This is a genomic window from Caballeronia udeis (assembly GCF_001544555.2).
In the GTDB taxonomy this organism is placed as follows: domain Bacteria; phylum Pseudomonadota; class Gammaproteobacteria; order Burkholderiales; family Burkholderiaceae; genus Caballeronia; species Caballeronia udeis.
The window spans coordinates 109,316-128,629 of the sequence record NZ_FCOK02000021.1; the positions used below are offsets into that span (position 1 = coordinate 109,316).

Below are 19,314 nucleotides of genomic sequence, written 5' to 3' on the forward strand. Positions count from 1 at the left end.
CTCATGAACTGAGCAGCGCGCCGGGCGGCGCGCTCACCTGATTTTCACTTTACCCTTGGTGCCCGACATGCCACTCGAAGCCTTACATCTCGCGCGCGGCCAGTTCGCAATGACCGCCATCTTCCATATCCTGTGGCCGATTCTCACGATCAGTCTGTCGGCCTTTCTGCTCGTCGTCGAAATTCTCTGGGTGCGCACGAACGAGGTTGTGTGGTATCGCCATGCTCGCTTCTGGAGCAAGCTGCTTGTTTTGAATTTTGCCGTCGGCGTCGTGAGCGGCATTCCGATGGAGTTTCAGTTCGGCACCAACTGGGGGCCGTTTTCGCAGTTCACCGGCCAGTTCTTCGGCAATATCCTCGGCTTTGAAGGCGCGATGGCCTTCATGCTCGAGGCGGGCTTCGTCGGCATCATGATGCTCGGATGGGGACGCGTGCCGAAGGGGGTGCATCTGTTCGCCACCTCGATGGTCGCGCTGGGATCGTCGATCTCGGCGTTCTGGATCATGGTGGCCAACTCATGGATGCAGACGCCAGCCGGCGTCGCGGTCGTCGACGGCAAGATCGTCGTAACCGATTATGTGAAGGCAATCTTCAGCCCTGACATGGCCTGGGGCGTGTCGCACATGTGGTTCGCCGCGCTCGAAACCGGCCTTGTGGTCGTAGCCGGCCTTTCCGCCTACTACCTGCTGAAGCGCCGCAATCCCGAGTTCTTCGTGCGTTCGTTCAAACTTGCGCTCGTGTTGCTCGTGTTTATTGCGCCGGTGCAGATCTGGCTCGGCGATTCGAGCGGCGTCGACGTGTTCGCAACTCAGCCCGCCAAGGGCGCGGCGATCGAAGGCCACTGGGAAACCAACGCCCCCGGCACCGGCGCCTCCTGGTCGCTGCTCGCATGGCCCGACAAGGCGAAACAACGCAATGACTGGTCGATCGAAGTCCCCGGCCTGCTGAGCGTCCTCGGCACGCACAGCCTGCACGGCCAGGTCAAAGGTCTCGCGGACATTCCGGTAGTCGACCAGCCGCCGATGCTGCCGCTCCTCTACTACACGTTCCGCGTGATGGCGGGCATCGGCTTCCTCTTCATGGTCCTTGCTTTCTGGACGACATTCGCGTTGCGCAAGGCGCGCGGCCGGCTCGATGCGCTGCTCGCGCAACGCAAGTTGCTGCTCGCATGGGTGCTGGCCATTCCGCTGCCTTATATCGCGGTCGAATGCGGCTGGATCGTCCGCGAAGTCGGACGACAGCCATGGGTCGTGTACGGATTGCTGCGCACCGAACACGCGGCTTCCGCCATTTCTCCCATTGCGATTACCGGCAGCATGGTGATGTTCGCCGTCTTCTACGCGGTGCTGCTCTCGTCGTTCTTCTACTTCGCGCGCCGCTGGCTGAAGAACGGACCCGACCTAACGCTTCCGCCTCCGGCCGAGCCATCGCCGTCGCCTCGGTCTGTCGCGCACGCCGCGGTCGAGCACTAAGCCGACGGCGCCTCCGTTCAAGATCATCGAGAAAGGTTACCCAAAATGAATCCAGTCACCGCTGAAAGTTTGTTAAGTCAGGCGTGGTTTTGCCTGATCGGGCTGATGCTCGTGCTTTACGTGATCACCGACGGCTTCGACCTCGGTGTCGGCATCCTGAGTCTCTTCCGTTCGAAGGAATCCGAGCGAGACCTGATGATCCAGTCAATCGGGCACGTCTGGGACGCCAACGAAACGTGGCTCGTCGTGCTCGGCGGCGCCCTCTTCGGCGCATTCCCGGCTGCGTACGCGATGTTGCTGTCGGACCTGTACGTGCCTGTGATGGTGCTGATCGCTAGCCTGATCATGCGCGGCGCCGCGATCGAATTTCGTCACGCGGCTACGGGCGCGCGGCCGATATGGGACCGCGTATTCGGCATCGGCAGCCTGCTTACCGCGGCGTGCCAGGGTGTGATTCTCGGCAAGGTCATCACCGGCCTGTTGCCGGGCAGCCTTCATGTGGGATTCGTCGCGATGACCGCAATCGGCGTCGTGTCGGGCTATGCGCTGCTCGGCGCAACGTGGCTCGTGAAGAAGACCAATGGCCGGCTGCAAGCGGCTGCACGGCGCTACTCGTTGATCGCGGTCGTCACGACGGTGGCCGCCGCCATCGTCATCTCGATCGGCACGCTGATGGTGAGCCCGATCGGCGCCGAGCGTTGGGCACAAGCCGGAGTGTTCCATGTGCTGGTCGCCCTCGCGATCGTCGCAGCGCTGGCGTTCTGCTACGTGCTCTATTCGGTGTATATGAGCGGCGAACACGGGCCGTTCAACGCGTCGATAGTCCTGTTCGTCGCGTCGTTCGCCGGCCTCGCTGTCAGCCTCTTCCCGTACATCGTGCCGGGACAGTTGAGTATCGCGTCTGCCGCATCGAACAGCAGCACGCTGATCTTCATGCTGATCGGCATCGGCACCGTGATGCCGATCATGATCGGCTACAACCTGTACCAGTATCACCTGTTCCGCGGCAAGGTCATCCCGGTCCACCATTGATAGACAGCCTTACACCGGCAAACATCGGAGCGCTAAGTGATCGTCAGGCCCCCGCATAACTGGTTCCGCATGCTGTTCGTGTGGTACGGATCGGTACTTCAATCGATCATCCCGCAACTGGCCCTCCTGACGTTCGTGGGAGTACTGGCAGTCATCGCCCACCGGTACAATTTCGGCCCGATGATTCCGCTCAACACCACGCCGTTCACGCTGTGCGGTGTCGCGCTCACGATCTTCCTCGCATTTCGGAACAACGCGAGCTACGACCGCTTCTGGGAGGCCCGGCGCCCTTGGGGGAATATCCTCATCTCGGCGCGGAATCTGACGTCGCAAGCGCTGTGCTACGTGCCGGACGATGCGCCGGAGTTCGACCGGACCGAGTTCGTGCGCGGGATCATCGGCTTCGTCTATGCGCTCAAGCATCAATTGCGCAAGACCGATCCGGCGCCCGATCTCCAGCGCTACGTCGGCGCCGAGCGCGCCCGCGCGCTGCAGGCGAAACGCTATCGGCCCACGGCACTCCTGAACGAGGTCCGGCATGCGGTGAGCAAGTTGCAGCGGTGCGGCGCGATCTCCGACACGCAGGTGTGGATGTTCGACAACCAGTTGAACGAACTGGGAACGATGGTCGGCGGCTGCGAGCGGATCGCGTCAACACCGATACCCTACCCGTACGGCGTGCTGCTTCATCGCACCGTGTACTCCTACTGCTTGCTGCTGCCATTCGGCCTGGTCGATTCGATCGGCATCGCGACCCCGCTCATCTCGGTGTTCGTGTCTTACACGCTGATTGCGCTCGAGGCGATCGCAAGCGACGTCTCAGAGCCCTTCGGCGTTGCGCCGAACAACCTGGCGCTCGACGCGATGACCCGCAACATCGAGCGCACGCTGCTCGAACTGTGCGACGAAGCGCTTCCTGCCGAAACGAAGCCCGGCCGGCGCTACCAGGTGACGTAAACGCGGGCTGCATCGCGCGGCCGCGATTCTGTAGCTTGCCGATTCAGACCGCTCTGTACTCTCCCGCCGGCCACAGCTTGCGTACGATGCTTCATACGGAATGCGGGCCGGCTAAAGCGCGACGCCCTACACTCCATTGTCCTGAAGGAGAAAAGATGTCCTGCGATCTAGCCACCGAACATACAGGAAGCGTTTCGCGCCCGATCGTTCGCCGCCGGCGAGGCCTGTCGACGGCCATCATGGATCGTGTCGTCGAGGAATTCCCGGTCGCGCTCGTCTACAACGGTATTTCGCACGCGGTCATGATGGCGACTCCACTCGATCTCGAAGCGTTCGCGGTCGGCTTTGCCCTGACCGAAGGCATTGTCGAGCGCGCCGCCGACATCTACGATCTCGAAGTTATCATGCACGCCGACAGCGCAGAGGTGCAGCTGACGATTGCACAACCAGCGTTCCTGCAATTAAAAGGCAAGCGGCGCGCCCTTGCCGGCCGTACCGGCTGCGGCGTATGCGGGATCGAAAGCATCGAATTGCTGGATCTGCAACCGCAGAAGATCGCGCGTCGAAAGGGTGCCGCCGACGTATCGCCTTCGGCGATCGCATCGGCCGCGCGCGAACTACCGGACCGGCAGATCCTGATGCGCGAGACAGGAGGAATCCACGCGGCGGCATGGTGCAAGCCCGACGGCTCCATCGTCGAGGTATTCGAGGACGTGGGCCGCCACAACGCGCTCGACAAGCTGATCGGCGGTCTCGCTCGCCGCCGGGAAGACATGCAGGACGGCTTCGTTTTTCTGTCGAGCCGGGCGAGCTACGAGCTGGTGCGCAAGGCGGCACGAATGAACATTGCGTTGCTCGCCACGATATCGGCGCCAACCTCGCTCGCGATCGACATCGCTCAACGTGCCGGCATGCGTCTCTTGAGCTTCTGCCGGCAAGACGGCTTTGTCGAGTACACGGCGAACGACCTTCCGGATCCGGTGCGCCAACCTGCATCGACGGCAACTGTTAGCACGGATGCGGCACAAGCCAACGGACCCAACCCAGACCCCTTCGACAATGGCTTCTGACCGGAGGGGCCCAGTGTTGTGACTGGCGCAGAATGACCGGCCTCGGCTGAACCCCAACTTCCGAGATGGTCGACGACGTTGTTGTGGCAGAGATGGAAAGATGGTGAGTCGCTAAGCGACATCGGCCGCTCGCTAGGCAAGCATGCGGCGTCGATTCACGCGATCGTGCGACCGCACGGCGGCATTATGCCGATGGTAAGGAAACGGTCGGCCCGAGTGCTGACGCTTGCCGATAGAGAAGAATCTCGCGCGGCATCCATGCAGAACGAGCTGCGCGCCGATCTCCTCGATGACCGCCAGGTAGGCGGCGAGTTGTGCCTTCACCGGATCGATGATCAGCGCCCCACCGCCCGCTCGCGATGCCATCAGATACGTGAACGTGCTCGATACCGGGTCGAAGAACTGCTTGAAGATCATCCTGGCTCCCTCCACCGTTGCCGCGACTTCATTACACGCAGACCGGCGGACCATTCAATAGCTTTTATAAGGCAGGAACTTGCCCGACAGCACGACTTTGACGCGGTCGCCTTTGGGATCGGCCTCGCGCTGGATGTCCATCGAGAAGTCGATGGCGCTCATGATGCCGTCGCCGAATTCCTCATGGATCAATTCCTTGATGGTCGTGCCATAGACGCTGACAATTTCATACCAGCGGTAGATCAGCGGATCAGTCGGCACGGCGCTCGCAAGCGAGCCCTTGTACGGCACGATCTGCAGCCAGGCCGCGGCCTCTTCCGAGAGTCCGAAGATCTCGCTGACGGTCTCGGCCTGCATCTTGTTGAGCGTCATCTGGCCGAGACACGCGGCGGTCGTCCACTCCTTGCTCTGCCCTACTTTTTCCGCGATATCGCCCCACTTCAAACCTTTGGCCACCTTGGCGGAAACAATCATCTGCGTCACTTCATTGCGGCTGGAAATCATCGTAATTCTCCTTGTTGAAAAACTTGCGGATCAGGCTACCGCCTTGATGACAGGTGCGGTATCACCGATAAGCGCTTCGCCCGAATTGAGGCCCGGACGCATCAGACGCGGCGTAAATGCCGAGGGATCATGCCCATCATCGGCGGGTTGAAACTCACGTGAACGACGAACGAGAAATTCGACCAGATGATTACGTATCCGATAAAACTGCGGATCGTGGTGCATCGTTTCGCGTCGACGGTTTGCCGGCATCGTGTTCACGACGATCTCCGCGATCCGTGCATGCGGCCCGTTGCTCATCAACATGATCTTGTTTGACAGCAAAATGGCTTCGTCCACGTCGTGCGTGATCATGAACACGGTCTGCCGCGTGGCCGCGCAGATCTTCAGCAACTCGTCCTGGATGACGCCGCGCGTCAGCGCGTCAAGTGCGCCGAAAGGCTCGTCGAGCAGCAGCATTTTTGGTTCGACCGCAAAGGCGCGTGCAATCCCCACGCGCTGCTTCATGCCGCCCGACAGTTCTGACGGTCTCTTCCTTTCCGAGCCTTTCAGCCCAACCATTTCGATAAACCGCAGGCTGTGCGCCGCAATTTGCGCACGACCCCACTTTGGGTGTCGCGATCGTACGGCGAACGCAATGTTGGCCTCCACGCTCAGCCACGGCATCAGGGCGTGGCCCTGGAATACGACCCCCCGATCAAGGCTTGGACCCGAGATCTCGCGGTTGGCCATGATCACGTGACCGCTGGTCGGTTGTTCGAGCCCGGCGAGCACGTTGAGAATCGTGCTTTTGCCGCAACCCGAATGCCCGATGACGCAGACAAATTCGCCTTGCTCAATGCCGAAGCTGACGTTCTCGAACACAGGTGGCGCATCGTGCTTGTATCGTTTGGAAAGTCCTTCAACACTGATGAAATTAGCAGCGCCGGAGGGCTGCGAGACCGGGTTAGTCAACATAGGTCACCTTGCGTTGAAGTTGAGCGAACAGGAGATCGAGCATCATGCCGACAAGTCCGATCAGCAACACCGAAAACAGCACGTTCGCCAACGACAGGTTGTTCCACTCGTTCCACAGGAAGTAGCCGATACCCGTGCCGCCCACCAGCATTTCGGCCGCCACGATCACGAGCCACGCGATGCCCATCGAAATGCGCATGCCGGTCACGATGGTTGGCGCGGCGGCGGGAAGAATGACGGTCAATGCGCGTCGCAACGGCGGCACTTCGAGCGTGCGCGCGACGTTCAACCAGTCACGCCTGACCCCCGCGACGCCGAAGACGGTGTTGATCAACATCGGCCAGACTGAGCAAATGAAAATCACGAAGACCGCCGATGTTGACGAGCTTTTGATGGTGTAAAGCGCGATCGGCATCCAGGCGAGCGGCGAGATGGGTTTAAGCACCTGAATGAAGGGATTGAACGTCAGAAACGCCAGCCGCGACATGCCGATCAGAAAGCCCAGCGGCACCGCAACAAGGAGCGCGAGGACATAGCCCGACGCCACGCGGGCAAGCGAATAACCGAGCTGAATGCCGAAGCCTTTGTCGTTAGGACCGTTGTCCCGAAACGGATGCGCCAGTTGCCTCGACGCTTCGTGGCCGAATTGCGCCGGCGTTGGGAACCCTGTGACCTTTGCGGGCGCTAAGCTTCCTGCACCGCTCGCGCCCGTCTCGGGAATCTTGCCCATCAACATCGCGTACTCGGTTGCTTCCGCGGTTGCCGCGGTTTTGCCTGGCTCTGATGGATCGCTGACGCTTGTCGCTGCCTGCCAGATAATCAGGAGCATGACGAGCACAGCCAGCGAACACAGCGCCGCCTTGCTTCGCACCGATACATCCATTCGACGGTTCATTGTCGTTCTCCTGCGCTCACGCGCGTTTGACGGCAAAGCGTTTGAGATAGTCGTCCGGGTGAGCCGAATCGAATGCTTCGCCCATGACCGTGATTGGCCGATACCCGCTGGTAGTTGCAGCAGCGGGCATCGGCTCGCCGAGCTGGCGCATCGCGTTGCGGGCATCGGTGAGAAGAAAGACCTTTTCAGCCAGCGCCTGGTACTGCACGTCGCCCTTCACATAGCCCCAGCGTTTCATCTGCGTCATCATCCAGATGGCCATCGAATACCACGGCAGCGGCTCGAAATCGACGCGATCGGGCACGCGCTGTACGTGCCCGAGACCGTCGGCGAAGGTGCCGGTCAGCACCTGGCGCACCACGAGTTCCGGCTGGTTCAGGTAGCCCGGCGCGGCAATCATTTTCGAGAGCTCAGGCCGGTTTGACGGTTCGTGCGCGAATGCAGCGGCTTTCAGGTTCGCCCGGCACAACGCGGCGAAGGTGTTCGGGTTCTGCTGGATAAACACCTCGGGAACGCTGAACGAACAGCAGGGATGGCCGGCCCAGATTTCCCGTGACAGCACGTGGATAAAACCGACCTCGTCGAACACGGCACGCTGATTGAACGGGTCCGGGCCGAGAAAGCCATCGATATTCCCCGCCCGCAAGTTGGCGATCATTTCGGCCGGCGGCGTCACCCGCAATTGCACATCGCGGTCGGGGTCGATTCCATGTTCCGCCAGGTAGTAGCGCAGCAGGAAGTTGTGCATCGAAAAATCGAACGGGATCGCAAATTTGAAGCCCTTCCAGTTACGCGGATCGCGATTGTCCTTGTGCTTAAGCGCGAGGACGATGGCTTGGCCGTTGACGTTCTGGATGGTCGCGACGCGCGTGGGTGAAGGCTGCGAACCGATGCCCATCGAGATCGCGAGCGGCATGGGCGCAAGCATGTGCGACGCGTCCAGTTCGTGGTTCAGCATCCGGTCACGCACAAGCGCCCAGCCGCCCACTTTGCGCAGGGTTACGTTCAGCCCCTGCTCCTTGTAGAAGCCTAGCGGTTCGGCCGCAATGAGCGGCGTCGCGCATGTGATCGGCAGGAAGCCGACGTTCAGCTCGCGCTTCTCCAGACTGCCGGCGTCCTCGGCGAAGGCCTCCTGCATCGATGCAATTGGCAGCACGCTATAAACCGCCGCCACCGCCGCCCGCTTGCCGACTGCGCGGATAAACGCGCGGCGTGCGGCATCGCGGGGAAACAGCGTGCGCACTGCGGCCGCTTCCACGAAGTCGCGCGCTAGCGCATCGGCATCCGTCGAGCGTGCGCTGTCGTGCTCCTGCTGGCTCGAATGGCGTCCACATGCGCAGCCGCCCAGCGCCGAGTTGCTGTCGAACGGACGGTATCGGTTGTGACTCTCCATCTGGTTCCCCTGAATGATCCGCGCGTTGAAGGCAAGGGCTTAAGCCGCGAGCTGGAGAGTTCGCTGACCGACTTTCAATGACGCGACTACGTTGCCGTCCCGATACTGCGCCATCGATAACTGATGCTCGTCTTCCTCGACGATTTCCCAGTCGAGGTCGCGCGAGGGCGCGCCGCGCATCACCATCGGCAGCGAACGTGTCTTCACCCGCAGCACTGGCGGTTGGTGTTCATAGCCTCCATGAGCGCGGCCGAGCACCGCATGAGCGATCGCCTCGGCTTGCCCCGCGATTGGTTCAATAAACCGGCAGGGCGCGCCGTTCAGGCTGATGCAATCACCGAGTGCGTAGATGTCCGGCGCGCTCGTTTGCAGCGTGCGCGGATCGACCACAATGCCATTATCGAAGTTCAATCCCGCCGCGCGTGCCAGACGCGGTTCGGTGCTCAGGCCCGTCGCGGACAACACGAGATCAACGTGCAGCGTCTCGCCGCACGCGGTTTGGACCACGCGTTCGCCTTGGCGGTTGATGGTGACGCCCGTAACGCTGCAACGCGCCTTGTAACCCACGCCGGCCGATCTCCAGCTTGCCATCAGCCGCCCGCCTGCCTGGACCGGCAACAGGCCCGTCAGCGGCGCGGGGTTGATATCGAGCACCGTGACCGTGTGACCGGCACGCGCGAAATCCTCCGCCAGTTCACAACCGATCAAGCCGGCGCCAATCACGGCGATGCGCTTCTGCCCCGACGCCAGCGCATGCTGCACACCGCTCCACATAGTGAGGTCGTTAATGCGCCAGCACGCATCTTTCGGTAACGCGCCCGGCATCGTCGGAGATGCGCCTTGCGCAATTACCAGTTGCGTATAACGCAGCGCTCCGAGCGTCGTGCGCAACTCGTGCCGATCCGGCAATACGTTTATTGCGAAGGTGTTCGACACCAAGCGCGCGCCGAGACGGATCGCCGCGTCTTGTCCGCGTTCGGCGATCATCCTGGCGACGGTTTTTTGCTGGCTCAACGCGACCGATAATTCCGGCTTGCGGTACCGGTCGCCGTTGCAAGCGGTCACGAGCGTAATGGGGATATCGGCATCCAATGCGCGCAGCGCCTCAACAATTGCCCAGCCCGCGGTGCCGCCGCCGACGACCACGACACCTGTCTCGCGCGACGCTACTGCCACGCTCGCCACGCCTGGCTCACTCGATACCACGAGGCCCGGCTCATACAGCGCGAAGTCGCCTTTGGTTACGCCGCACAGCGGGCATTCCCAGTCATCGGGGATATCGGCGAAACGGGTGCCTGGCACGAGACCGCTATCGGGATCGCCCGCTTCTTCGTCATAGATCACGCCGCACGCGCGACAGATATATTGCTTCCAGTCAGTCAGAGTCGCACTCATGCCGGAAACTCCTCTTTGCAGAGCCGCGCCATCTCTAGGCGCAGATGCTTGAGCGCCGGCGTCACGATCGCCACAAAATGCGATTCGCGGATGCGCCGTTGCGGAGCCGCGCTCATCAGGTAACCTCGCGCACCCTGGTGCAGCAGCGATGCTTGCGCTGCGCGAAGCGCGAGTTCCGAGCCCCGGGCCCGGACATCGAGCACGTCAAGCAGGTAGTCCTTGCTGCCGTCGTAGGGCGTGTGAGCGAGCACTCGCGTTTGCCGGACAGCATCGTCAAGTTCGGCGCGCAGCTCGTCTGGCCGGTCGTTCAGATAACGGTTCACGTGACCCAGCATGGGCTCAACTTCGACGCTCGAATCGATAGCACCCTGCGCCACGCCAAGCGCCATGCCGACCTGCAGCAAAATGAACGCCGGGCGAATTCGCGCGATGAAGGGCCGCGCCGGGTCGGCAATCATCTGCGCTTCGCCGACGAAATAATCGTGAAGCCTCACGCCCCAGGTGCTGGTGCCTTCCATGCCGGAAAATACGGGGCAGGGACGCAGTTCGACGCGCTCGTCGCAATCGAGCAAGAACATCACTTCGTGCGACGTCGAGCCGTCGTCGCGGAGCACGGCGGCGATCGCGCCGCAGTATTGCCCTGCCGCGATGTGGCTGACCCACGGCAACGTGCCGTTGATCCGGTAGCCCCCGGAAACTCGCGTAGCGCGCAACATCATCGGTTCAATGCCGGAAAAAGCTTTCATCGGATTGGACAAGGCTGTGCCGCCGAACGTCTTGCCTTCGGCGTGTGCGTCGAGGCGCGAACCGCTTAGGTGTGAATTGCCGGATTGCTCCAAATAAAGGCCGCAGACATCGTGCGACCACATCAGGAACCCCGTCGAGCCACACGCGCGACTGGCGCTTTGCATCGCGTCGATAGCCAGACCAAAACGCGCGCCGTGGCGCTCCAGGTGGACGCCAAGCGCACCGGCTTCTCCGAGCGCGGCCATGATATCGAGCGGATAGTGACCTTTATCGATCCGCGCCGCCACAGCTTTCAGCGGACCCCTGGAAATGCGTTCCACGTTTTCCGCAACGACGTCGTCGGTCCAGCGATCGACGCGCGCGTCGTCGCTAATCAATACGCTTTCCATCATGGTGTCCCTGGTTTAAACCGGCATCGCGAGGCGCGAGTCTGAGAATTAGTCAGCAAGGGTGACCGTCATCGGAATCGGATTGCGGAGCGTATTAGCGACGGGCGAATAAAAGTTAGCGTGCCGAACTATCTCCTCGAGTACGTCTCGCGGGGCGTCGCCTTCGATCAGCACCTTCACGCGGATATCCTGAAAACCCATTTGCTGCGGCTGCATGGCCGCCCCACCCGCACCCCAGGCAGCCGGGTTTCCGATGTCCGCCTCCAGCGATACTTCCAGCTTCGACAACTTCACCTGCTTCCAGGTAGCGACGGCCGTGATACCCACCGCGAGACAGCCGCCGAGACCGGACAATGCGATTTCGCCGGGCGCGGGCGCGGTGTTTTCGCCGAACAGATGAAGCGGTTCATCGACGACGACCGGGTCGTGATCGCCGACATAGCTCAGCGACCGGTACTTGCCTTGCATCACGGTGCGGACGTTGTTCTTGCCGCGCGCGCCCGGGTTGTTGCGGCCTTTCTCGGCGAAGGCCAGCAGGCCGTCGCGATCGATGGGGTTGAGAAATGCGGAAACGGTCGTAAGTGTGTTTGTGGTCAAGGCTGGCTCCTGAAACAGGTGGTGCTTACCGTTATGAGCTCGCGCTCAGCGGTCGCGACCACTTATTTGCAAAAGCAATGCCAGTAAGCCGAAAAATCGCGCTAAGCCTTAATGGGCGCGGTTGTCTACAGTGAGCCGCTATATCTTCGAGAATACTTTTTGGGATGCTCATCAACAAACAATGTCGACAATGTCGACATTGTTTGCGACTATTGAAGTGCTTATTGGCCCAACTTCTTCCATCGATATTCGAACTGCCGCACTGTCATCCCAAGCAGTTGCGCCGCGCGCGATTTATTGCCGCCGCATTGCTGAAGCGCGTGGCGCAGGACGTCAAAGGAATGCGAGTCGACGCGCCCGTAGGGACGCAGCGCAACATGCTGCGGCGGTGCGACGGCCAGAGCAGGTTCAATGTTCCTGCCGGTGAAACCGCCATTAGCCTCCAGGACGGCCCTTCCCTCGCGCGGCAGGAATCGCTCAATGTCGGCGGCTTCCAGAAACGGCTGCTCTGCAAGCAGCACGATTCGCTCGATAAGGTTCGCGAGCTCGCGAATGTTCCCCGGCCACGAGTATTGCTGCAGCCGCGCCAGCGCACCCGCTGTCAGATTCACATTGCGTTGATTGACCTGATTCGCGTGGCTGATGAAATGGAGCGCCAGCTCGCGTATGTCACCGCGGCGCTCAGCAAGCGATGGCAGTTGAATCGGGATGACATTGAGCCGGTAGTAGAGGTCTTGTCTGAAGCCCCCGCGCGCGACGTCAGTCTGTAAATCGCGGTGGGTCGCCGCAACCAGCCGGACGTCGACGCGAATCTCGCGTTTGCCACCTAGCCGCGTGATCGTACCCTCCTGAAGCGTGCGAAGCAGCTTGGTCTGCATGGTGAGCGGCATTTCACCGATTTCATCGAGGAAAATACTGCCCGCATCCGCCTGTTCGAACCAGCCGGCGCGTGCCGTCGCTGCGCCTGTAAATGCGCCGCGCTCGTAGCCGAAGAGCTCGGACTCGAACAAGGTTTCCGGAATCGCCGCGCAATTGATCTTAATAAACGCCTTGTCACGCCGGGGACTCGCGAGATGCAAGGCGCGCGCGAACAATTCCTTGCCGGTGCCGGATTCCCCGAGCAACAGTACGCTCGCCGATGAATCCGACACGCGCTCCAGTTCGGAGATGGCCCGTAACAATCGGGGCGATGTACCGATGATTCCATATCGCGCACTGCTCGACTCAAGCGCTCGCGCGAGCGCCGCGTTTTGCTGCTCCAGCGAGCGCGTCTTCTCTTGCAGATTTGCTTCGAGTTGCAGCAACTGCCCGGCGAGTGTCGCGAGAATCCGCAGTAGCGTCACGTCGTCAGCCAGCGCTCGTGTGCGTGTCCGTATGCGGTGACACGCGAGCACGCCGACCGTCCTCTGGCCTGCAACAATAGGCAACGCAATGAACGCGACGGGTCCCGGCGGCAGTTTCGATCGTTCGACGGCGCGCGCAAGAAAGGTCGGCTCGGCGTCGATATCCTGGACGATGGTCAACTGACCGTTTCTTAGCACGCGCCCAGTGATGCCCTCGCCTTCAGCGTATTTTCCGCGCTCGACCTCCTGCGCCGTCAGGCCGTAAGCGTGACGTATGCGCGAAGTGCTGGCGCCGTCATCGCGCAGCACCACCCGTCCGCGATTCAGGCCAAGAAGCTCCGACATCAGGTGCAGCATTTCGCGCAGCACTGGAAGCGGCGACAGGTTCTTTCCGACAAGCGCCATGATCTGCTGCAGCAGCAGCATTTCGTGCTCGCGCCAGTAAGCGGGAGTCTCGGCTTCGTGGCTGTGGGGTTCAGGTTGCGTGTTCAAGGTGCTATGCGGTTCGTTAGCTGCATATGATTACACGACAGAAAAGCGGTCGGTGGAGGCGCAAGCGAAGAAGCCAGAGCCCACGAATGGCTGGCTTTAGACGATCATGTATTGACCCCAGGCAGCGCTCGCCGTGCCCATCGGGCATTGTTCATCCGGCATGCAGCAGCGCCCACGGGAAATCGGGCCGACTTTCTACGACGAAATTATTTCCGCGTGCGAGCACTTCTGTTTCATGCCGCGCCTGGGGCAGGAGTCGTCTCAAATATCATCCGATGTTTGCATCGGTGGGCGCGGGGTGCACGCCGGAAAACGTCCGCTCATGTAATTCCCTGTCGATGATGTTGCGGCTCGTGGCAGCGGGGCATGCGGCGGCCGTGCTGTCTCCCGCGATCATGCGCCCGGATATCGACGCCGGGCTGATTTATGTGCTGAACACTGAACGCCCCATCACCCGGCAAGGGTTCTTCGTGGCGTATCAGGACATGCGCCACAGTGGCGTGAATACCATCGTCGAGCTTGCGAAAGATGTGCTCACGCGCAGCCGTGTACTGATTCCCGATTGATCGCCAGTCCCGGGCGCGAGAACCGCAGCCGCCATGTCAACCGGCGCTTATTCATCAAGGCGCGTCATGTGGGTCTTCCACCCCGCTTCCAACGCCGAAGCGCGGTCGACTATCTTTTCCATCTCGGCGATCAACGGTCCGACCGACTGATCCGCAAGATCGAATTCTGCTTTCAGGTTTTCATATGTGCCGGCGATTTCCCGAAGAATTGCGCCTTCGTCGATATTCGTCAGCCTGCCGTTGCACATGACGCAGCGTCCCGCGACGAACATGCTGTCGATCGACGTTCCCCGTTCGGCATACACGAGCTGGCGTACGGGATCGGTAAGCGGCGAAAAGTTGATTGTGTCGGTCCGATAAGCCACGAGATCCGCGCGATAACCCGGCGCAATCACACCGAGTTGACCCGCCATGCCCAACGCGCCGGCGCCACCGATAGTCCCGGCCCGTAGCGCCTCAGCCGCCGTCAGCCAGCGGGAGTAATCCTTCCCCCGGATCTTCGACAAGGCAGCCGCTGAGCCCACAACGTTAAGCATGTTGCCGGTCACGGTGGACGAGCAGCCGTCCGAACCCAGGCTCACGCTGACCCCAGCGTCGAGCAACTGGCGCGTCGGCTGCACGCCGGAACCGAGCATCAGGTTGCTCCATGGATTGTGTTGCACGGTCGCGCCGCTTGCGGCGATCCGGGCAATCTCGTCGTTGGAAAGCCAAACCGCGTGGATCAGCGATGTTCCCGGCTTCAGGAAGCCCTGCTCGTCGAGGTACTGCACCATCGGCTTGCCGTAGAACGCCTGCGCCGTCACGATCTGCAAGCGCGTCTCCTGAACGTGCGTGATCACGGGCAATGCGTGTTCGTCGGCGAACGCGCGGCAACGCGCAAGAAACCCGGGCGTGCAGCGCTGCGGCGCCGACGGCGCCACCAGCACACCCACGCGGTTCGATTGCGGATGTCTGTTCTGCACTTCCTCGCCGAGGAACGCGAACCACGCATCCGGGGTTGGCCGTGGTATCGCCCGCATCTGCGCCAGCAGTTCCTGTGGAAAAATCGCATCGACGAACGGGAAGCTGTCGACGAGCGGGCGGTCCATCATCGAGAAGCCCACCATCGCGCGAATGCCTGCGTCTTCGTAAGCCTGGTAAATCGCGTCGAGCGAATCGCGATCGATCGATCCACCCAGGTTGCAGTCATCCACGACCGTCGTCGCCCCGCTGCGCAGCGCTTCAATCGCGCCTGTCAGCGTGCGCAGATAGACCTGCCGGGGCGTCAGCCGGACAGGCCTTGGCGCGCGGACATAATGCATCCACAGTTCGAGCGGCAGGTTCTCGACCCGGCCCTTGTGGAAATGCTCATGCGAATGCTGATGGCCATTGATGAGGCCAGGCGTCAGCAGGCACCCGTCCAGCGGCACGACGGTGTCGCCTTCGGCGCGCGGCAATGTGCCGGCCGGCTCGATCGCAACGATCCATTCGCCTTGCAGCGCCACGTCGAAAAGCTCCGGCAGGTACTGTTGTTCTACGCCATGCAGGAGACGCACGTTCGACAAGATGACGGTCATGGTTGCGCTTCCTCGTGCCTAGCGAAATTGACGGGATAGTCCGGCTACGCGTTCCATGATCAGCATCGACACCAGCGTGACCAGAATGAGCACACCGGAGGCGGCGGCGCGAACGTCCAGACTGTCTTCAATGATGTGCCACAGCCGGATGGGCAGGACTTCCGAGCGGGCATCGGAGAGAAACAGCGACAACGCGACGTTATCGAAAGAGTTCATGAACGCGATGAACGCCCCCGACGCGATTCCCGGCCACAAAGCCGGCAGCACCACGCGACGGAAGGTTCGCATGGGCGATGCGCCAAGGCACAGCGAACTGTCGAGCAACGCAGGATCCAGCTGCGCGTAGCTTGCCGAGGTGGTGTAAAGGATATAAGGCGCGCATAGGGCAATGTGTCCCGCGAGCAGGCTGTAGAACGACAACCCCGCGCTTTCCAGATTGAAGAGTACGAGAATACCGAGCCCGAGCGCCAGTGACGGGACGGTCAGCGGCGCCATGAAAAACGAATCCAGTACGCGCGCGGCGAGACTCCGGCGACGCGCGAGCGCAACGGCGGCGCCTACTGCAAGGACCGTCGCTATCGCGGTTGCGAGCGCAGCGAGCTTCAGACTGAGCGTCAGCGCATCGATTATTTCCGGCGAATCGAACACGAGCGCCTCATACCAGCGCAGGGAAAATCCCGGAGGCGGAAACTTGAGCGAATAGCCCGATGTGAACGACGTAACGAGCACGATCAGCGTCGGCAGCATGAGCAGCAGTACGCCCACCCCGCCGATCAGTGACATGGTCACGCGAAACGACATGCCTGCCGCGCGAGCGCCTCGTGCCGCGGCAACGTTAGCCATGAATAAACCCCTTGGTCTTGCGGCCACCATAGTTAAGCAGCGTGATCATCACTAGAATGCTGACGAGCAGGATCATTGCAATGGCGGCTGCAAACGGATAATCCTGCGACTGGATCGCCTGCTGATAGATATAAAACGGCATGTACATCAACTGTCCGCCACCGACCAGCGTCTGGACGACGAACGCGCTGACCGCTCCGGTGAAGACCAGGAGCGTTCCGCTAAGAAGACCGGGTACGGAGAGCGGCAACGTCACCCGCCACCAGGTTCGCCACGGACTCGCTCCCAGTGCGTGCGACGCTTCGGAAAGGCGCGGATCGATCGCGCTCAGCGCAGTTGCCAAAGGCAACACCATCAGGGGCAGCTCGATCTGCGCGAGCGACAGCACCACGGCCACCGGCGTGTAGAGCAGCTTGACCGGTGAGCCGATCAGGCCAAGCGCGGCGAGCACCTGATTCACGAGCCCCTCGTTGCCGAGGATCACGACCCACGCGAATGTGCGGACGACAGAACTCGTGAGGAGCGGCAACAGGATGCAAAGCAGCAATGGGCGCCGCCAGTGCGCACTGCTGCTTACATACAGCCACGCGACCGGATACCCCAGCACGATGCACGACGTCGTCGTCCAGACGCCGAGTCCCAGCGTAGACCAGAGGATGCCGCGGTTGTAGCTGTCGCTGAAAAAACGCGCGTATTGATGCAGGCCGGCATGCGTCATCGCGGCGTCGTTGTGCAGGCTGATTGCGGCGAGCAACGCGAGCGGCACCGCGACGAACGCCAGGAAGAACACGCTGAGCGGCAGTGTCAGCAGCCAGTCGCCGGCAATGCGCCTGCTGCCCCGCACCCGCGTCCTCACGACGGAACTCATCAGACCTTGACCTCCCGATTAAACCGGTCGATATAGCCGGCGCGCAGCGGATTGAGTTTTGCCCAGTCGACCTGAACGAAACTTTCGAGCTCGCTCGACGATTGCGCGATCTGGGCGAGCGCCCCGCCAAACGGCACTTTCGTGTTGGTCGGTGCAACGAAATACGGTGCGGCGGTCATCTGCTGCTGGACCTCGACGCTTAGCGCCGTGTTGATATACGCGGCGGCAAGATCGGCCATCTTCGTGTTTTTAACGATGTTCATGGTACTGCGCACAAGGCCCCAGTTGCTGGCGGGTCTGGCCAGCGCGACGGGCACGCCCTTCGCCTTCAACGATTCGACGTTGTTGATGTAGTGGCACGAGATATCGATCTGCCCCTGCTGGAACAAGGTCCCGAGCGCGCCCGGATTGGCCGCGACGGCCCCGACGTTCGGCATCAGCCGACGGACGAAATCGAACGCCGGATCCATGTGCGCTTCGTCGCCGCCGAGCATTTTCGCGAGCGCGACCATCCAGACCAGACCAAGCGTTGAATCGAGTCCGACCAACCCCACGCGCCCTTTGAATTGCGGCTTCAGGAGGTCGTTCCACGACGTCGGCGCCTGCTTGATCTTCTCCGTGTTGTACGCAATGCCGTAGACCTGTCCCGACGTATACGCGCCCAGCCCCTTGGGGTCGATGAACTTCGCCGGCAAGTCGGCGAGATTGGGCACCTTCGATGTCGGCATGGGTTCGAACAAACCTTGTGAAACGCCGATGAGATAGGGACCCTCGTCCATCATCACCACATCGAACGGCGGATTCGCGCGTGCGCCCGTCAGCTTCGTGAGCGTGTCGACGGCCTGAGAGGCCGTGAGCGTCGCGCTCTGGCCGGTCGCCTTGCGAAACGCGGGCAGCAGGATCTTGCGATGCGATTCTTCCCAAGCGCCGGGAAAGGTGGTCGCCGCCAGCGACTCTGCGGCATACGCGTTGCCGATAACCCCGCTAAGCGGAAGGCCGACAGCACCCAAAGCGCCCAGCGCCTGCACAATCCTGCGTCGGTCGAGATCGATCTTGGACATCAGAAACTCCGTGAAAGGAAAAGAAGTCGGGTCAATGTGCGGTCAGCGCCGCCTCGGGCAAAGCACTGCCGAAAACACGCACCGACGCATGTGGTTTGATCCGCAAGGCGACCCGCATGCCGGGGCTTAGCGCGACCGGGCCGCTACGTGGCATGGTCAGCTTCACAGCGATACCGCCATCCAGCACCGCTTCCACCATGAGCGTTGCGCCAAGCGGCAGCACCAGCTGGATGGTGGCAAACGCAGAGGAAGGCCGCGCATCGGCCTCGGGAACCCAGTCCCACTGTTCAGGGCGCACGGCCAGCAACGCCGGCTCGGAGCAGGCGCCAGACATGGCGTCGCAATCGGGCCGCTCGAGCACCAGCACGCCCTCGCCTACTTTTGCGTGCATCACGTCGCCCTGCTGTGAAAGCTGGGCGGCAATCAGATTGGCGGTGCCGACGAAGCCGGCCACGAACGGCGTGGCCGGGCGATCGTAGATGTCGGTCGCGGGCGCGAACTGCTCGAGACGTCCCCGGTTGAGCACGGCGACGCGGTCGGCCATGCTCATCGCTTCTTCCTGGTCATGCGTAACCATGATGGTGGTGATATGCAGTTCCCGCTGCAGACGCCGGATCTCGATCTGCATGTCGAGACGCAGGCTTTTGTCGAGCGCGGCGAAGGGTTCATCGAGTAACAGGATGCAATCGCAGTCGAGAATGCTGCGCAAACGCTTTTCCTGTTGTTCGGGTTCACTGAGATCGAAACGAGTAAAGAAATCG

General features: G+C 61.6%; 19 protein-coding genes. 5 read left to right on the plus strand and 14 right to left on the minus strand.

The window, feature by feature from the left end; all coding sequences use genetic code 11:
* The first annotated feature begins 67 nt into the window (after positions 1-67).
* From AWB69_RS17135 to fdhD, 4 genes are all read left to right on the plus strand, one after another.
* Entirely contained in the window at positions 68-1,471 is a 1,404-nt protein-coding gene (locus tag AWB69_RS17135; protein WP_062086777.1) for a cytochrome ubiquinol oxidase subunit I, read from the plus strand.
* A gap of 45 nt (positions 1,472-1,516) precedes the next feature.
* The gene (gene cydB / locus AWB69_RS17140; protein WP_062086779.1) at positions 1,517-2,503 is read left to right on the plus strand and encodes a cytochrome d ubiquinol oxidase subunit II; all 987 of its coding nucleotides are present in this window, start codon (positions 1,517-1,519) and stop codon (positions 2,501-2,503) included.
* 36 nt (positions 2,504-2,539) lie between these two features.
* Positions 2,540-3,460 (plus strand): bestrophin family protein, encoded by a 921-nt coding sequence (locus AWB69_RS17145; protein WP_062086781.1) that lies wholly within the window; start codon positions 2,540-2,542, stop codon positions 3,458-3,460.
* 155 nt (positions 3,461-3,615) lie between these two features.
* Complete coding sequence (gene fdhD / locus AWB69_RS17150) at positions 3,616-4,530, plus strand: formate dehydrogenase accessory sulfurtransferase FdhD (protein ID WP_062086783.1); 915 nt, start codon at positions 3,616-3,618, stop codon at positions 4,528-4,530.
* Between the two features lie 132 nt (positions 4,531-4,662).
* On the opposite strand, the gene AWB69_RS17155 is transcribed toward fdhD, so the two are convergent.
* From AWB69_RS17155 to AWB69_RS17195, 9 genes are all read right to left on the minus strand, one after another.
* Positions 4,663-4,947: an MBL fold metallo-hydrolase gene (locus AWB69_RS17155; RefSeq protein WP_062086789.1), complete on the minus strand. Its 285-nt coding sequence runs from the start codon at positions 4,945-4,947 to the stop codon at positions 4,663-4,665.
* Positions 4,948-5,001: 54 nt separating this feature from the next.
* Positions 5,002-5,451: a cyanase gene (gene cynS, locus AWB69_RS17160; protein WP_062086791.1), complete on the minus strand. Its 450-nt coding sequence runs from the start codon at positions 5,449-5,451 to the stop codon at positions 5,002-5,004.
* A 30-nt stretch (positions 5,452-5,481) separates the two neighbouring features.
* Positions 5,482-6,408: an ABC transporter ATP-binding protein gene (locus AWB69_RS17165; protein WP_062086793.1), complete on the minus strand. Its 927-nt coding sequence runs from the start codon at positions 6,406-6,408 to the stop codon at positions 5,482-5,484.
* On the minus strand, positions 6,398-7,303 hold the full coding sequence (gene ntrB, locus AWB69_RS17170; RefSeq protein WP_407923045.1) for a nitrate ABC transporter permease: 906 nt from the start codon (positions 7,301-7,303) through the stop codon (positions 6,398-6,400). The genes AWB69_RS17165 and ntrB overlap by 11 nt, the downstream gene beginning before the upstream one ends.
* Before the next feature lie 16 nt (positions 7,304-7,319).
* Complete coding sequence (locus AWB69_RS17175) at positions 7,320-8,696, minus strand: CmpA/NrtA family ABC transporter substrate-binding protein (RefSeq protein ID WP_062086797.1); 1,377 nt, start codon at positions 8,694-8,696, stop codon at positions 7,320-7,322.
* A gap of 39 nt (positions 8,697-8,735) precedes the next feature.
* Positions 8,736-10,091: an FAD-dependent oxidoreductase gene (locus AWB69_RS17180; protein WP_062086799.1), complete on the minus strand. Its 1,356-nt coding sequence runs from the start codon at positions 10,089-10,091 to the stop codon at positions 8,736-8,738.
* Positions 10,088-11,215, minus strand: coding sequence for an acyl-CoA dehydrogenase family protein (locus tag AWB69_RS17185; protein WP_231937144.1), 1,128 nt, complete (start codon positions 11,213-11,215; stop codon positions 10,088-10,090). The genes AWB69_RS17180 and AWB69_RS17185 overlap by 4 nt, the downstream gene beginning before the upstream one ends.
* Positions 11,216-11,275: 60 nt before the next feature.
* The gene (locus AWB69_RS17190) at positions 11,276-11,824 is read right to left on the minus strand and encodes an OsmC family protein (protein WP_062086803.1); all 549 of its coding nucleotides are present in this window, start codon (positions 11,822-11,824) and stop codon (positions 11,276-11,278) included.
* A 221-nt stretch (positions 11,825-12,045) separates the two neighbouring features.
* The gene (locus tag AWB69_RS17195; RefSeq protein WP_062086805.1) at positions 12,046-13,593 is read right to left on the minus strand and encodes a sigma 54-interacting transcriptional regulator; all 1,548 of its coding nucleotides are present in this window, start codon (positions 13,591-13,593) and stop codon (positions 12,046-12,048) included.
* 341 nt (positions 13,594-13,934) lie between these two features.
* On the opposite strand from AWB69_RS17195, the gene AWB69_RS48695 reads away from it, so the two are divergent.
* A complete protein-coding gene (locus AWB69_RS48695; RefSeq protein WP_062086807.1) occupies positions 13,935-14,225 on the plus strand; it encodes a LysR substrate-binding domain-containing protein in 291 nt (96 codons plus the stop codon).
* Between the two features lie 47 nt (positions 14,226-14,272).
* On the opposite strand, the gene AWB69_RS17205 is transcribed toward AWB69_RS48695, so the two are convergent.
* The 5 genes from AWB69_RS17205 to AWB69_RS17225 form a co-directional block, all read right to left on the minus strand.
* A complete protein-coding gene (locus AWB69_RS17205) occupies positions 14,273-15,781 on the minus strand; it encodes an amidohydrolase family protein (protein WP_062086809.1) in 1,509 nt (502 codons plus the stop codon).
* Between the two features lie 18 nt (positions 15,782-15,799).
* Positions 15,800-16,624: an ABC transporter permease gene (locus AWB69_RS17210; protein WP_231937145.1), complete on the minus strand. Its 825-nt coding sequence runs from the start codon at positions 16,622-16,624 to the stop codon at positions 15,800-15,802.
* Positions 16,617-17,492 carry an ABC transporter permease gene (locus AWB69_RS17215; protein WP_062086813.1) on the minus strand — a complete coding sequence of 292 codons (876 nt, stop codon included), beginning with the start codon at positions 17,490-17,492 and terminating at the stop codon, positions 16,617-16,619. The genes AWB69_RS17210 and AWB69_RS17215 overlap by 8 nt, the downstream gene beginning before the upstream one ends.
* Positions 17,492-18,553, minus strand: coding sequence for an extracellular solute-binding protein (locus tag AWB69_RS17220; protein ID WP_062086820.1), 1,062 nt, complete (start codon positions 18,551-18,553; stop codon positions 17,492-17,494). The genes AWB69_RS17215 and AWB69_RS17220 overlap by 1 nt, the downstream gene beginning before the upstream one ends.
* Positions 18,554-18,584: 31 nt before the next feature.
* A partial coding sequence (locus AWB69_RS17225; protein WP_062086822.1) for an ABC transporter ATP-binding protein occupies positions 18,585-19,314 on the minus strand: 730 nt, incomplete at its 5' end.

Coding starts and splice junctions, on each gene's coding strand:
- AWB69_RS17135 (WP_062086777.1), top strand. CDS start 68: ATGCCACTCGAAGCCTTACATCTCGCGCGCGGCCAGTTCGCAATGACC.
- cydB (WP_062086779.1), top strand. CDS start 1,517: ATGAATCCAGTCACCGCTGAAAGTTTGTTAAGTCAGGCGTGGTTTTGC.
- fdhD (WP_062086783.1), top strand. CDS start 3,616: ATGTCCTGCGATCTAGCCACCGAACATACAGGAAGCGTTTCGCGCCCG.
- AWB69_RS17155 (WP_062086789.1), bottom strand. CDS start 4,947: ATGATCTTCAAGCAGTTCTTCGACCCGGTATCGAGCACGTTCACGTAT.
- cynS (WP_062086791.1), bottom strand. CDS start 5,451: ATGATTTCCAGCCGCAATGAAGTGACGCAGATGATTGTTTCCGCCAAG.
- AWB69_RS17165 (WP_062086793.1), bottom strand. CDS start 6,408: ATGTTGACTAACCCGGTCTCGCAGCCCTCCGGCGCTGCTAATTTCATC.
- ntrB (WP_407923045.1), bottom strand. CDS start 7,303: ATGAACCGTCGAATGGATGTATCGGTGCGAAGCAAGGCGGCGCTGTGT.
- AWB69_RS17175 (WP_062086797.1), bottom strand. CDS start 8,696: ATGGAGAGTCACAACCGATACCGTCCGTTCGACAGCAACTCGGCGCTG.
- AWB69_RS17180 (WP_062086799.1), bottom strand. CDS start 10,091: ATGAGTGCGACTCTGACTGACTGGAAGCAATATATCTGTCGCGCGTGC.
- AWB69_RS17195 (WP_062086805.1), bottom strand. CDS start 13,593: ATGCTGCTGCTGCAGCAGATCATGGCGCTTGTCGGAAAGAACCTGTCG.
- AWB69_RS48695 (WP_062086807.1), top strand. CDS start 13,935: ATGTTTGCATCGGTGGGCGCGGGGTGCACGCCGGAAAACGTCCGCTCA.
- AWB69_RS17205 (WP_062086809.1), bottom strand. CDS start 15,781: ATGACCGTCATCTTGTCGAACGTGCGTCTCCTGCATGGCGTAGAACAA.
- AWB69_RS17210 (WP_231937145.1), bottom strand. CDS start 16,624: ATGGCTAACGTTGCCGCGGCACGAGGCGCTCGCGCGGCAGGCATGTCG.
- AWB69_RS17215 (WP_062086813.1), bottom strand. CDS start 17,492: ATGAGTTCCGTCGTGAGGACGCGGGTGCGGGGCAGCAGGCGCATTGCC.
- AWB69_RS17220 (WP_062086820.1), bottom strand. CDS start 18,553: ATGTCCAAGATCGATCTCGACCGACGCAGGATTGTGCAGGCGCTGGGC.